At 74.1% G+C, this 12,768-nt stretch carries 13 protein-coding genes; 9 read left to right on the top strand and 4 right to left on the bottom strand.

Annotated elements, in window-relative coordinates:
* Positions 1 to 30: 30 nt before the first annotated feature.
* From OG553_RS26795 to OG553_RS26815, 5 genes are all read left to right on the top strand, one after another.
* A complete protein-coding gene (locus OG553_RS26795) occupies positions 31 to 651 on the top strand; it encodes a TetR family transcriptional regulator (protein WP_405981423.1) in 621 nt (206 codons plus the stop codon).
* Between the two features lie 129 nt (positions 652 to 780).
* The gene (locus OG553_RS26800; RefSeq protein WP_405981424.1) at positions 781 to 3,069 is read left to right on the top strand and encodes a molybdopterin-dependent oxidoreductase; all 2,289 of its coding nucleotides are present in this window, start codon (positions 781 to 783) and stop codon (positions 3,067 to 3,069) included.
* 73 nt (positions 3,070 to 3,142) lie between these two features.
* Entirely contained in the window at positions 3,143 to 4,591 is a 1,449-nt protein-coding gene (locus tag OG553_RS26805) for a CitMHS family transporter (RefSeq protein ID WP_405981425.1), read from the top strand.
* A 103-nt stretch (positions 4,592 to 4,694) separates the two neighbouring features.
* The gene (locus tag OG553_RS26810; protein WP_405981426.1) at positions 4,695 to 6,107 is read left to right on the top strand and encodes an aldehyde dehydrogenase family protein; all 1,413 of its coding nucleotides are present in this window, start codon (positions 4,695 to 4,697) and stop codon (positions 6,105 to 6,107) included.
* A 74-nt stretch (positions 6,108 to 6,181) separates the two neighbouring features.
* The gene (locus OG553_RS26815; protein WP_405983149.1) at positions 6,182 to 7,261 is read left to right on the top strand and encodes a Zn-dependent alcohol dehydrogenase; all 1,080 of its coding nucleotides are present in this window, start codon (positions 6,182 to 6,184) and stop codon (positions 7,259 to 7,261) included.
* Positions 7,262 to 7,290: 29 nt separating this feature from the next.
* On the opposite strand, the gene OG553_RS26820 is transcribed toward OG553_RS26815, so the two are convergent.
* The gene (locus tag OG553_RS26820) at positions 7,291 to 8,007 is read right to left on the bottom strand and encodes a TetR/AcrR family transcriptional regulator (protein WP_405981427.1); all 717 of its coding nucleotides are present in this window, start codon (positions 8,005 to 8,007) and stop codon (positions 7,291 to 7,293) included.
* A gap of 88 nt (positions 8,008 to 8,095) precedes the next feature.
* Here OG553_RS26820 and OG553_RS26825 point away from each other — a divergent pair, with 88 nt between their 5' ends.
* The 3 genes from OG553_RS26825 to OG553_RS26835 all read left to right on the top strand — a co-directional run bounded on the left by OG553_RS26825 (position 8,096) and on the right by OG553_RS26835 (position 10,342).
* Entirely contained in the window at positions 8,096 to 9,250 is a 1,155-nt protein-coding gene (locus OG553_RS26825) for an acyl-CoA dehydrogenase family protein (protein WP_405981428.1), read from the top strand.
* A 74-nt stretch (positions 9,251 to 9,324) separates the two neighbouring features.
* The gene (locus tag OG553_RS26830) at positions 9,325 to 9,612 is read left to right on the top strand and encodes a YiaA/YiaB family inner membrane protein (RefSeq protein WP_405981429.1); all 288 of its coding nucleotides are present in this window, start codon (positions 9,325 to 9,327) and stop codon (positions 9,610 to 9,612) included.
* Between the two features lie 85 nt (positions 9,613 to 9,697).
* Entirely contained in the window at positions 9,698 to 10,342 is a 645-nt protein-coding gene (locus OG553_RS26835; RefSeq protein WP_405981430.1) for a TetR/AcrR family transcriptional regulator, read from the top strand.
* On the opposite strand, the gene OG553_RS26840 is transcribed toward OG553_RS26835, so the two are convergent.
* Positions 10,333 to 10,794 (bottom strand): MaoC family dehydratase, encoded by a 462-nt coding sequence (locus tag OG553_RS26840; RefSeq protein WP_405981431.1) that lies wholly within the window; start codon positions 10,792 to 10,794, stop codon positions 10,333 to 10,335. The genes OG553_RS26835 and OG553_RS26840 overlap by 10 nt on opposite strands.
* Positions 10,795 to 10,916: 122 nt before the next feature.
* Between OG553_RS26840 and soxR the strand changes: the two genes are divergently transcribed.
* The gene (soxR, locus tag OG553_RS26845; protein ID WP_405981432.1) at positions 10,917 to 11,366 is read left to right on the top strand and encodes a redox-sensitive transcriptional activator SoxR; all 450 of its coding nucleotides are present in this window, start codon (positions 10,917 to 10,919) and stop codon (positions 11,364 to 11,366) included.
* On the opposite strand, the gene OG553_RS26850 is transcribed toward soxR, so the two are convergent.
* Together OG553_RS26850 and OG553_RS26855 are read right to left on the bottom strand one after the other, a co-directional pair.
* Positions 11,341 to 12,141, bottom strand: a complete 801-nt coding sequence (locus OG553_RS26850) for a 3-keto-5-aminohexanoate cleavage protein (protein WP_405981433.1) — start codon at positions 12,139 to 12,141, stop codon at positions 11,341 to 11,343. The two genes, soxR and OG553_RS26850, sit on opposite strands and share 26 nt — an antisense overlap.
* Positions 12,138 to 12,734, bottom strand: coding sequence for a hypothetical protein (locus OG553_RS26855; RefSeq protein WP_405981434.1), 597 nt, complete (start codon positions 12,732 to 12,734; stop codon positions 12,138 to 12,140). The genes OG553_RS26850 and OG553_RS26855 overlap by 4 nt, the downstream gene beginning before the upstream one ends.
* Positions 12,735 to 12,768 lie beyond the last annotated feature (34 nt).

Here is a 12,768-nt window from a genome sequence, read left to right on the forward strand (position 1 = left end):
CCACTGGACCCACGAGCCAGGAGCGGCATGATGGACCCCGTGCCTCCCGCCCACCCCCTGCGCAGGACCCCGGTCCAGCAGCGCAGCGCCGACCGCCTCGCCCGGATCCTCGACGCCTGCGCCGAACTCCTCGACGAGACCGGCTACGAGAACCTCAGCACCCGCGCCGTAGCCCTGCGCGCCGGCGTGCCCATCGGCTCGGTCTACCGGTTCTTCGGGAACAAGCGGGCCATGGCCGTCGCCCTGGCCCAGCGCAACCTGGAGCACTACGCCGAGGGCATCGAGCGGCGGCTCGCCCTGCTGCCGGCCACCCACTGGCGGCCCGTCGTGGACGCCGTGCTGGACGAGTACCTGGCCATGAAGCGCAGCGTCCCCGGCTTCGCCCTCGTGGACTTCGGAGTGCCCGCCCCACCCGCCGAAGGACCGGCCTCCGACCCCAACCACATGGTCGCCGCACGCCTGACCGGGCTCCTGTGCGACCACCTCGGCCTCACCCCGGGGCCCGAACTGTCCCGGGCGGTCCTCGTGGCCGTCGAGGCGACCGACGCGCTGGTCCAGCTGGCCTTCCGGGCCGACCCCGCGGGCGACCCCGGCATCGTCACCGAGACCCGGGCGATGATGCACGCCTACCTGGCCCGCGTCCTGGACTGACCCCGCGCGGCGGGCGCCCGGCGATGGGACCGACCGGGTGCCGCAGCCCCCTCCCCTCCGTGCCTACCGGTCGGTATGCTCGGGCCGCCGCCGTGCCCGCGCCGCAGCCTGACGCCCCCAGGAGGGCCCATGCCCCGCACCGCCCCGCGAATCTGCCCCCTCTGCGAAGCCACCTGCGGCCTCACCCTGACCATCGAGGGCACCACCGTCACCGGAGCCCGGGGCGACCGCGACGACGTCTTCAGCCGCGGCTTCATCTGCCCCAAGGGCGCCGCCTTCGGCGCCCTCGACGCCGACCCCGACCGGCTCCGCACTCCCCTCGTCCGCCGCGACGGACGACTCCGCGAGGTCACCTGGGAAGAGGCCTACGACGCCATCGCCGCCGCCGTACCCGCCCTCGTCCGGGAACACGGCGCCCAGTCCGTCGGCATCGTCCTCGGCAACCCCAACGCCCACACCATGGCGGGCGCCCTCTACCCGCCGCTCCTCGTCAACACCCTCGGCACCCGAAACCTCTTCACCGCCAGCACCCTCGACCAGATGCCCAAACACGTCTCCAGCGGGCTCCTGTTCGGCGACCCCTTCGCCATCCCCGTCCCCGACCTCGACCACACCGACTTCCTCCTGCTCATCGGCGCCAACCCGGTCGAGTCCAACGGCTCCCTGTGCACCGCACCCGACTTCCCCGGCAAACTCAAGGCCCTCCGCGCCAGGGGCGGCACCCTCGTCGTCGTCGACCCGCGGCGCACCCGCACCGCCGCCCTCGCCGACACGCACCTCGCGCCGCGCCCCGGCAGCGACGCCCTGCTGCTGGCCGCGCTCGCCCACACCCTGCTCACCGAGAAGCTCGCCGACCCCGGAGCGCTCACGGAGCACGCGGAAGGACTCCGGGAACTCACCGACGCGCTCGGGAGTTTCACTCCCGAGGCGGTCGCCCCCGCCTGCGACCTGCCGGCCGACCGGATCCGCGCCCTCGCCCGGGAGCTGGCGGCCGCGCCGACCGCCGCCGTCTACGGGCGGATCGGCAGCACCACCGTCGAACACGGGACGCTCGCCAGCTGGCTGGTGGACGTACTGAACATCCTCACCGGCAACCTCGACCGGCCGGGCGGCGCCCTCTTCCCGCTCCCGGCGGCCGGTCCCCGGCCCCGGCCCGCCGGGCCCGGCAGGGGATTCGCCCTCGGCCGCTGGCACAGCCGGGTCAGCGGTCACCCCGAGGCCAAGAGCGAACTGCCCACCGCCGCCCTGGCCGAGGAGATCGAGACCCCCGGGGAGGGACGCATCCGAGCCCTGATCGTCATCGGGGCCAACCCCGTGCTGTCCGCCCCGGACGGCCGACGGCTCGACGCGGCACTCGCCGGGCTCGACTTCATGGTCAGCGTCGACCCGTACCTCAACGAGACCTCGCGCCACGCCCACGTCGTCCTGCCCCCGCCGCCGCCCTCGCAGACCGCCCACCACGACTTCGCGTTCAACGGGTTCGCCGTCCGCAACCAGGTCCGCTACACCCGGCCCGCCGTCCCCCTCGAAGCGGACCGGCTTGACGAGTGCGAGATCCACGCGCGCCTCGTCCTGGCCGTCTCCGGCCGGCACGGCTCCCTCCAGCCGTCCGCCGTCGACGACATGGCGATCCAGGCCGCCCTCGCCAAGGAGACCGCCGACCGGCGCTCCCCCCTGCACGGAGCGGACCCGGCCGCCTTGGCCGGGCTCCTCACCGGCGAGTCCGGACCGGAGCGCAGGCTCGACCTGATGCTCCGGCTGGGCCCGTACGGAGACCTGTTCGGCGCCGACGACCGTACGCGCACCCGTGCGGCCGCAGCCGGGGACGCGGCCGGGGCCGTACCCGGGGAGGCGGCCGGGCTCAGCCTGGAGCGGCTCCTCGCCCACCCGCACGGCATCGACCTGGGCCCGCTGCGGCCCCGGCTCCCGGGCCTGCTCCGGACCCGCAGCGGCAGGATCGAGCTGCTCCCGGAGCCGATCGCGGCCGAGCTCCCCGGGCTGCGCGCGGCGCTCGCCGCCCGCCCCGCCGCCCTGGTGCTCGTGGGTCGCCGCCACCTGCGCTCCAACAACAGCTGGTTGCACAACGTCCCGGCCCTCACCGGAGGTTCCAACCGGTGCACCCTCCAGGTGCATCCCGCCGACGCGGACCGGCTCGGTCTCGCCGACGGCGGCCGCGCCCGGATCACCGCCGACGGGGGCAGCCTGGAGGCGCCGGTGGAGGTCACCGACGCCGTCCGTACGGGTGTCGTCAGCCTCCCGCACGGCTGGGGCCACGACCGCGACGGCACCCGGCTCACGGTGGCCGGCGCCGACCCGGGGGTCAACGTGAACCAGCTGCTCGACGGCACCCGCCTCGACCCGCTGTCGGGCACGGCAGTGCTCAACGGCTTCCCCGTCACCCTGACACCCCTGCCCTGAGCTGGGGTTTTGCTCGTATTGCTCACGCGCGGACGTCTTGTTGGCCCAAGGAGGCGGCACCTACCTTCCCTGCATGCTGACCTTCCTCGGCTTCGCCATGATCGCGACCTTCCTGGTCCTGATCATGCTGAAGAAAATGTCGCCCATCGCGGCGCTCGTCCTCATCCCCGCGCTCTTCTGCGTGTTCGCCGGAAAGGGCGCGCACCTGGGGGACTACGTCATCGACGGCGTCGGCAAGCTCGCCCCGACCGCCGCCATGCTGATGTTCGCCATCGTCTACTTCGGCGTGATGATCGACGTCGGCCTCTTCGACCCGATCGTCCGGGGCATCCTGCGCTTCTGCAAGGCGGACCCCATGCGGGTGGTGGTCGGCACGGCCGTCCTCGCCGCGATCGTCTCGCTCGACGGGGACGGGTCGACCACCTTCATGATCACCGTCTCGGCCATGTACCCGCTGTACAAGCGGCTCGGGCTGAGCCTGGTGGTCATGACCGGTGTCGCCGCGACCGCCAACGGCGTGATGAACACCCTGCCCTGGGGCGGTCCCACCGCCCGCGCGGCCACGGCCCTCAAGCTCGACGCGGCGGACATCTTCGTCCCGATGATCCCGGCCCTCGCGGTCGGCCTGCTGTTCGTCTTCGTCCTGGCGTACGTCCTCGGCGTCAGGGAGCGCCGCCGGGTCGGCTCCCTCGTGATGCCGGGCGCGGAGACCGCGGAAGAGGCCGTGGAGGAGTCCCTGGTGACGGCCGGTCCCGGCGCCGGGGAGGCCGCCTCGCGGACCCGTGCCACCGGCTCCGCCCCCGCCCTCGCCACGGGCGCGGGATCCCCCGCCGCCGAGGTCCCTGCCGGGGCTGCCGGTGCGCCGGCCGAGGGTGACGGCTTCCAGGGGCTGGACCCCCGGCGCCCGACCCTGCGTCCGCGCCTCTACTGGTTCAACGCCGGCCTCACCGTCGCCCTGCTCACCGCGATGATCATGGAGCTGCTGCCCATCCCGGTGCTGTTCCTCCTGGGCGCCGCCCTCGCCCTCACCGTGAACTTCCCCCACATGCCCGACCAGAAGGCCCGGATCGCCGCCCACGCGGACAACGTCCTCAACGTCGCCGGCATGGTCTTCGCGGCCGCCGTCTTCACCGGCGTCCTCACCGGCACCGGCATGGTCAAGCACATGGCCGACTGGCTCGTCGGCGCCATCCCGGAGGGGATGGGTCCGCACATGGCCCTGGTCACCGGCCTGCTGAGCCTGCCCCTCACCTACTTCATGTCGAACGACGGGTTCTACTTCGGTGTCCTGCCGGTACTGGCCGAGGCGGGCGCCGCGCACGGGGTCTCCCCGCTGGAGATCGCCCGCGCCTCCCTGGTCGGTCAGGCCCTGCACATGTCCAGCCCACTGGTTCCGGCCGTCTACGTCCTCGTCGGCATGGCCAAGGTCGAGTTCGGCGACCACACCCGGTTCACCGTGAAGTGGGCGGCCCTCACCTCCCTCGTGGTCCTGGCGGCGGGGATGCTTTTCGGCATCATCTGACCCCCCCCGGGCCCCTGGCGGGCCGAAAACTACCGGCGCTAGTTTGTAGGGTGTTGTCGGCGAGGTCAGGTCCACGCGCTCGTAGGTGCCCGGGAGGAATGCCATGAAGACCCACGACGGGATGTACATCGGCGGGGAATGGCGGCCCGCCGCCGGAACCGGCCGGATCGAGGTGGTCAACCCGGCCGACGAGCAGGTCATCGGCAGCGTTCCGGCCGGGACGGCCGAGGACGTGGACGCGGCGGTACGCGCGGCCCGTGCGGCCTTCCCCGGCTGGGCGGCCACGGCTCCGGCCGAGCGGGCCTCGCTGATCGGCGCCCTGCGCGACGTGCTCGTGGCCCGCAAGGGCGAGTTCGCCGAGACCGTCACCGCCGAGCTCGGCTCCCCGCTCGGCTTCGCGGAGGCGGTGCACGTCGGCGCCCCGATCGCGGTCTCCTCCTCGTACGCCGAACTCGCCGCCTCCTACGCCTTCGAGGAGCGGGTCGGGAACTCCACCGTCTTCATGGAGCCCGTCGGCGTGGTCGGGGCCATCACGCCCTGGAACTATCCCCTGCACCAGGTCGTTGCAAAGGTGGCACCCGCTCTCGCCGCCGGCTGCACCGTCGTCCTCAAGCCGGCCGAGGACACCCCGCTGACCGCACAGCTCTTCGCCGAAGCCGTGCACGAGGCGGGCGTCCCGGCCGGAGTCTTCAACCTGGTGACAGGCACCGGCCCGGTCGCCGGCCAGGCGCTGGCCGAGCACGAGGGAGTCGACCTCGTCTCCTTCACCGGCTCGACCGCCGTCGGCAGGAAGATCGGCGCCATCGCCGGCGCCGCCGTCAAGCGCGTCGCCCTCGAACTGGGCGGCAAGTCGGCGAACGTCATCCTGCCCGGCGCCGACCTGGCCAAGGCCGTCGCGGCGGGCGTCGGCCACGTCATGAACAACACCGGCCAGAGCTGCAACGCGCTCACCCGCATGCTCGTCCACCGGGACCAGCACGAGGAGGCCGTCGCCCTCGCGGCCGCCGCCGTCGCCGCGTACCCCTCGGGCGATCCCCGCGACCGGGCCACCCGCCTCGGGCCGGTCGTCAACGCCACCCAGCGCGACCGCGTGCGCTCGTACATCCACAAGGGCGTCGCGGAAGGCGCGCGCCTCGTCGCGGGCGGCCTCGACGCGCCGCACGAGCGCGGGTACTTCGTCCCGCCGACCGTCTTCGCGGACGTCACCCCCGACATGACCATCGCCCAGGAGGAGATCTTCGGCCCCGTGCTGGCGATCCTCCCCTACGAGGACCACGACGACGCCCTGCGCATCGCCAACGGCACCGTCTACGGCCTGGGCGGCGCGGTGTGGGCCGAGGACGAGGAGACGGCCGTGGCGTTCGCCCGCCGTATGGACACCGGCCAGGTGGACATCAACGGAGGCCGCTTCAACGTGCTCGCGCCCTTCGGCGGGTACAAGCAGTCGGGTGTCGGCCGCGAGCTGGGCGCGCACGGCCTGGGGGAGTACCTCCAGACCAAGTCCCTGCAGTTCTGACCCCCTGAGCCGAAGGCCCCCGAAGCCCCGCTGTACTGAAGCCCCGCTGTCCCGAAGACATGGAGACGACGACCATGGTCCGCGCCGCCATCCTGCCCGCCGTCGGAGCCCCGCTGGAGATACGGGACATCGTGCTGCCCGATCCCGGACCCGGCCAGGTCCGGGTGCGGCTCGCCGCGGCCGGGGTCTGCCACTCCGACCTGTCCCTCACCGACGGCACCATGCGGGTGCCCGTCCCCGCCGTCCTCGGCCACGAGGGCGCGGGGACGGTCCTCGCCGTCGGCGAGGGCGTCACCCACGTCGCCCCGGGCGACGGGGTGGTGCTCAACTGGGCCCCGTCCTGCGGGGAGTGCCACCACTGCCGGATCGGCGAGGTCTGGCTCTGCGCCAACGCCCTGGCCGGGGTCGGTGCGGTCTACGCCCACGACGCCGAGGGCAACGAGCTGCACCCCGGGCTCAACGTCGCCGCCTTCGCCGAGGAGACCGTCGTCGCGGCGAACTGCGTGCTGCCCGCGCCCGCCGGGATCCCGCTCCCCGAGGCCGCCCTCCTCGGCTGCGCCGTCCTGACCGGCTACGGCGCCGTGCACCACAGCGCCCAGGTCCGCCCGGGCGAGTCGGTGGCGGTGTTCGGCGTCGGCGGGGTCGGCCTTGCCGCCCTCCAGGCCGCCCGGATCGCCGGGGCCGGACCGATCGTGGCCGTCGACGTCTCCCCGGCCAAGGAGGAACTGGCCCGCGCCGCCGGCGCCACCGACTTCGTCCTCGCCGGCGACACCACCGCCAAGCAGATCCGCGGCCTCACCGGCGGGCAGGGCGCCGACGTGGCCGTGGAGTGCGCGGGCCGGGCCGTGACCATCCGCACGGCCTGGGAGTCCACCCGCCGGGGCGGCCGCACCACGGTCGTCGGCATCGGCGGCAAGGACCAGCAGGTGGCCTTCCACGCGCTGGAGATCTTCCACTTCGCCCGCACCCTCAGCGGCTGCGTGTACGGGAACGGCGACCCGGCCCGCGACCTCCCGGTGATCGCCGAACACGTCCGGGCCGGCCGCCTCGACCTGGGCTCCATGGTCACCGACCGCATCACCCTCGACGGCATCCCGGCCGCCTTCGACGCGATGGTCGCGGGCAAGGGCGGCCGCTCGCTGGTGGTCTTCTAACAGCCGGGGCGGGCGGCGCGCGGCGGGCCCTACGCCCCCGGCGCGCCCGCCCGCAGGGCCTCGTACTGGAGGGCCAGGCCGTCCAGGAGCGCCGTCAGGCCCGTCTCGAAGGCGCCCTCGTCCACCTCCCGGCGGCGTTCCGCCAGCAGGTGGGCCTGGCCCAGGTGCGGGTAGTCCGCCGGGTCGTACGCCGTCTCGTCGTCCACGAAACCCCCGGCGAACGAGGCCACCGCCGAGCCCAGGATGAAGTACCGCATCAGGGCCCCGATCCGGGTCGCCTGGGCCGGGGGCCACCCCGCCGCCGTCATGGCGCCGAACACGGCGTCCGCCAGCCGCAGGCCCGCCGGGCGCCGGCCCGGCCCGCGGGCCAGAACCGGCACGATGTTCGGATGGTCCGCCAGGGCCTCCCGGTACGAGTGCGCCCAGTCGTACAGGGCGCCCCGCCAGTCCGTGCCGCCGACGGGCCCGCCATCGGACCCGCCACCGGTCCCGCCGCCGGACCCGGAGGACCCGGAGGACCCGGTGTCGAACATCGACAGGTCGACCTTCGCGCTCACCGCGTCCGCGACGGCCTCCAGGATCGCGTCCTTGGTCCGGAAGTGGTTGTAGAGCGAGGGTCCGCTCACCCCGAGGGCGGCGGCCAGCCTTCGCGTCGAGACCGCCTCCAGCCCTTCCTCGTCCACGAGCGCGCCCGCCGCCTCGACGATGCGGTCTCTGCTGAGGAGGGGCTTGCGCGGTCTGGCCATGCGCCACATAGTAGGCCCTGCCCCGCCATAAACTACCGCCGCTAGTTTAAGAGCCCGCGAGCGGCCGGACCACGCCCCGGAGGGCGCCGTGAACCTTGAGCTGAGCGAGGAGCAGGAGGCCGTGCGCCGCCTCGCCCGCGCGTTCACCGACCGAGAGATCGCCCCGTACGCCGCCGAGTGGGACCGCGCCGAGAGCGTGGACCGCTCCATCGTCAAGAAGCTCGGCGGCCTCGGCTTCCTCGGCCTCACCGTCCCCGAGGAGTACGGCGGCTCCGGCGGCGACCACCTCTCCTACGTGCTCGTCACCGAGGAGCTAGGACGCGGGGACTCCGCCGTGCGCGGCATCGTCTCCGTCTCCCTCGGGCTCGTCGCCAAGACCGTCGCCGCGTGGGGCACCGAGGAGCAGAAGCGGGCCTGGCTGCCCGGGCTGTGCTCCGGCGAGGCGCTCGGCTGCTTCGGCCTCACCGAGCCCGGCACCGGCTCCGACGCGGCCGCCCTCACCACCCGCGCCGTGCGCGAGGGGGACGCGTACGTCATCAGCGGCAGCAAGATGTTCATCACCAACGGCACCTGGGCCGACGTGGTCCTCCTCTTCGCCCGGACCGACCCCGCCACCCCCGGCCACCGGGGGATCTCCGCCTTCCTGGTCCCCGCCGACAGCCCCGGCCTGACCCGCCGCGAGGTCCACGGCAAGCTCGGCCTGCGCGGCCAGGCCACCGCCGAGCTGACCCTCGACGGCGTCCGCGTCCCCGCCTCCGCGATGCTCGGCCCCGAGGGCAAGGGCTTCTCCGTGGCGATGTCGGCGCTGGCCAAGGGGCGGATGTCGGTGGCCGCCGGCTGTGTCGGCATCGCCCAGGCGGCGCTGGACGCGGCGGTCTCGTACGCGGCCCGGCGCGAGCAGTTCGGCAAGCCGATCGCCCACCACCAGCTGGTGCAGGAGCTGATCGCCGACATCTCGGTCGACGTCGACGCCGCCCGGCTGCTGACCTGGCGGGTCGCCGACCTGATCGACCGCGGCCGGCCCTTCGCCACCGAGTCCTCCACCGCCAAGCTCTTCGCCTCCGAAGCGGCGGTGCGCGCCGCGAGCAACGCCCTCCAGGTGCACGGCGGCTACGGCTACGTCGACGAGTACCCGGCGGGGAAGCTGCTGCGCGACGCCCGCGTCATGACCCTCTACGAGGGCACCAGCCAGATCCAGAAGCTGCTCATCGGCCGCGCCCGCACCGGGGTCTCCGCCTTCTGAGACCGGTGCGCATGAGTACGCGTCTGAGTACCCGCGCGGATGTGGTCCGCGTCACGGCGTCCGATGCTGGGCCGATGAACGAGACACCGGTCAAGCAGCAGAACACGGGGGCGTACTACGGCCAGGCCGTCGCCTCCTTCGGCATCGCCCTGGCCGCCGTGGCCGTGGGGATCTACAACATGGACGTCGACGGCTGGGTCCGGGCCTTCCTCGGGATCGCCGTCCTCTACCTGACCACCTCCGCCTTCACCCTGGCCAAGGTGGTCCGCGACCGGCAGGAGGCCACGCAGATCGTCAGCCGGGTCGACCAGGCGCGGATGGAGAAGATGATGGCGGAGTACGACCCCTTCTCGCCGAAATAGCCCCCGGGACCTCCGGCGCCCTAAGCGCTTGCTCACCCTCCGGTAAGCTGACGTCTTCCTACAGGACGAAGAGGGTGGGCGAGCGATGGACAGCGCGGCGGAGACGACCGACGGCTACGTGCCGTGGTCGGAGGTCACCCCCGACGCCGCGCGGCGGCTGCTCGTGGCGGCCGTCGACGCCTTCGCCGAGCGCGGGTACCACGCGACGACCACCCGCGACATCGCCGGCCGGGCCGGCATGAGTCCGGCCGCGCTCTACATCCACTACAAGACCAAGGAAGAACTGCTCCACAGGATCAGTCGGATAGGTCACGACAAGGCGCTGGAGATCCTGGAGACCGCCGCCGCCGGTCCGGGGGCGGCGTCCGACCGGCTGGACGCGGCCGTACGGTCCTTCGTGCGCTGGCACGCCGCGCACCACACCACCGCCCGCGTCGTGCAGTACGAGCTCGACGCGCTCGCCCCGGAGCACCGCTCCGAGATCGTCGCCCTGCGCCGGCGGAGCGACGCCGCGGTGCGCCGGATCCTCGCCGACGGCGTGCGGGCCGGGGAGTTCGACGTTCCCGACGTCCCGGGCACCACCCTCGCCGTGCTGTCGCTGTGCATCGACGTGGCCCGCTGGTTCAGCACCGCCGGACAGCGCACGCCCGACGAGGTCGGCGCGCTGTACGCCGACCTCGTGCTCCGGATGGTGGGCGCCCGCCCGGCCGCCGGGGCGGCTCAGAAGTAGTAGCGGGACACCGACTCCGCCACGCACACGGGCTTTTCGCCGCCCTCGCGCTCCACGGTCACCGTCGCCGCGACCTGTACGCCGCCGCCCGCCTCGGTGACCGAGGTGATCACGGCGGTGGCGCGCAGCCGCGAGCCGACCGGGACCGGGGCCGGGAAGCGCACCTTGTCCGTGCCGTAGTTGATGCCCATCCGCATGCCCTCGACCCGCATGACCTGCGGCACCAGGCTCGGCAGCAGCGACAGCGTCAGATAGCCGTGCGCGATGGTGGAGCCGAAGGGTCCGGTGGCGGCGCGCTCCGGGTCCACGTGGATCCACTGGTGGTCGCCGGTCGCGTCCGCGAAGAGGTCGATCCGCTTCTGGTCCACCTCCAGCCACCCGCTCGGGCCGAGCGGCTCGCCGATGCCGGCGTGCAGCTCCTCGGCGGACGTGAAGATCCTCGGTTCGGCCATGCCCCTGCCCCTGTCTCCCGCTGCCCACGGCCGTTCTCCGGCCCCTCAGTCGAATAAGCGCTTGCTCAGCATGCTGGGGTGCCGCTGCGTCTGTCAACGGACCTCCGACTAGGCTCGGCCGTGTGCCGCAGATTCCCGAGAAAGTCCACGAACTCACCGTCGGCCAGCTGTCCGCGCGCAGCGGAGCCGCCGTCTCCGCCCTGCACTTCTACGAGACCAAGGGGCTGATCAGCAGCCGCCGCACCTCCGGCAACCAGCGGCGCTACAGCCGCGAGGCGCTGCGCCGGGTCGCATTCGTACGGGCCGCCCAGCGCGTGGGCATCCCCCTCGCCAGCATCCGCGAGGCGCTGGCCCAGCTGCCGGAGGAACGTACCCCCACCCGCGAGGACTGGGCGCGGCTCTCCGAGAACTGGCGCACCGTGCTGGACCAGCGGATCCAGCAACTCAGCAGCCTGCGCGACCACTTGGACGACTGCATCGGCTGCGGCTGCCTCTCGCTGAAGAACTGCGCGCTGTCCAACCCGGACGACGTCTTCGGCGAGAGCTTCACCGGCTCCAGGCTGTCCCAGTAGCCGCCCCGGTGGCGGCGCCGTCCCGCAAGCCGAGGGCGGCCGCCACCAGTTCGGCGTTGGAGCGTGCCGCCCGCCCGTCCGGAAGGCGCAGCACCTGAGCCACGCCGATCCGCGCTCCCGTGCCGCACCGCGCGGCCAGCCGCAGCACCGGCCAGGCGGCGGCCTCCCGCCCGTACAGCACCACCGGCACCGGCGGCAGCCACCGCAGCCCCGCCACCAGCGCCGGATCGGCCTCCGCCAGCTCCGCCACCAGCCGGACCCGGGACGGCTCCGGCGCGGCCCACTCCAGGAACCGGGCCAGCGGCTCCGGCCCGGCCCCGCCGCCCAGCGGGACCACCGCGTCCACCGCCACCCCGCGCTCCAGCAGGGCCACCGCCAGCTCCCGCGCCCCCGGCTCCGCGAAGGACACCGCCGCCCGGTCCGGCAGCACCGCCCAGGAGCGCACCCGCTCCAGCCGCCCCGCCGGATCCGGCTCGGCGGCGACCCCCGCCGGCACCGTCAGAGGTACGCGGACCCCCGCGCCGCGCATCTCCTCCAGCAGGGGCCCCACCACCCGGGGCGAGAGGCTCTCCCGCCCGCACGGGGTCCGCGGGTGCACCAGCACCTCGCCCGCCCCGGCGGCCACGGCCTCCAGCGCCGACCGGGCCAGATCCCCCGGGGACAGCGGCACCGCCACCCCGTCGGCCGCGCCCCGCGAGCCGTTCAGCGCGACCTGGAGCACCCCCGCGCCCGCGCCGCCCGCGCTCCCACGGCCCGCACCGCCCGACCCGCTCACGCCGCGCCCGCCGCCTGGTGCCCCACCGCCGCCTCCGCCAGCGCCGGCCGCGGCACCACGATCCCGCAGCCCCCGCACACCGGCCCGTCCCACGCCCACGCCCCGGCCCACGCCGACGGTCCCGACAGGGCGGCCGGCCAGCTCAGCTCCTCCTCGCCGCAGACCGGGCACGCCGTCCCCGGCTCCGACTCCAGGGCCGCGACCAGCCGCCGCAGCACCTCGGCCAGCGTCCCCTCCGGCCGCACGTCCGGGTCGGCGCACCGCACCACGGCGTCCCCGCTGCCGCCCCAGGCCCACTCCGGCCGCCGCACACCGTCGTGCTTCTCGCGTCTGCGGCGCTCCGCGAACTGCCGCTCGTACTCCAGCCAGACCGCGCGCGCCTCCTCCAGCTCCTCCAGCGCCGCGACCAGCCGCAGCGGGTCCGCACCCCGGTCCTCGGGGGCGATCCCGTGCCGGTCGCACAGGTGCCACCACGTCGCCCGGTGCCCGTAGGGCGCGAAACGCTCCAGGCAGCGGCGCAGCGAATGGCGCCGCAGCGCCCGGTCGTTGCGCGCGTCGCGCACCTGATAGGCGAGACTCCGAAAACCTGCCACCGTACCTTCACCTCCGCCGTGCCATGCCCACACC

The organism is Streptomyces sp. NBC_00158 (genome assembly GCF_045160885.1).
Taxonomy (GTDB): Bacteria; Actinomycetota; Actinomycetes; order Streptomycetales; family Streptomycetaceae; genus Streptomyces.

What these genes read in the sequence shown, in the direction of transcription:
- OG553_RS26795 (WP_405981423.1), top strand. Translation starts at nt 31, where the DNA reads ATGGACCCCGTGCCTCCCGCCCACCCCCTGCGCAGGACCCCGGTCCAG.
- OG553_RS26800 (WP_405981424.1), top strand. Translation starts at nt 781, where the DNA reads ATGCCCCGCACCGCCCCGCGAATCTGCCCCCTCTGCGAAGCCACCTGC.
- OG553_RS26805 (WP_405981425.1), top strand. Translation starts at nt 3,143, where the DNA reads ATGCTGACCTTCCTCGGCTTCGCCATGATCGCGACCTTCCTGGTCCTG.
- OG553_RS26810 (WP_405981426.1), top strand. Translation starts at nt 4,695, where the DNA reads ATGAAGACCCACGACGGGATGTACATCGGCGGGGAATGGCGGCCCGCC.
- OG553_RS26815 (WP_405983149.1), top strand. Translation starts at nt 6,182, where the DNA reads ATGGTCCGCGCCGCCATCCTGCCCGCCGTCGGAGCCCCGCTGGAGATA.
- OG553_RS26820 (WP_405981427.1), bottom strand. Translation starts at nt 8,007, where the DNA reads ATGGCCAGACCGCGCAAGCCCCTCCTCAGCAGAGACCGCATCGTCGAG.
- OG553_RS26830 (WP_405981429.1), top strand. Translation starts at nt 9,325, where the DNA reads ATGAACGAGACACCGGTCAAGCAGCAGAACACGGGGGCGTACTACGGC.
- OG553_RS26835 (WP_405981430.1), top strand. Translation starts at nt 9,698, where the DNA reads ATGGACAGCGCGGCGGAGACGACCGACGGCTACGTGCCGTGGTCGGAG.
- OG553_RS26840 (WP_405981431.1), bottom strand. Translation starts at nt 10,794, where the DNA reads ATGGCCGAACCGAGGATCTTCACGTCCGCCGAGGAGCTGCACGCCGGC.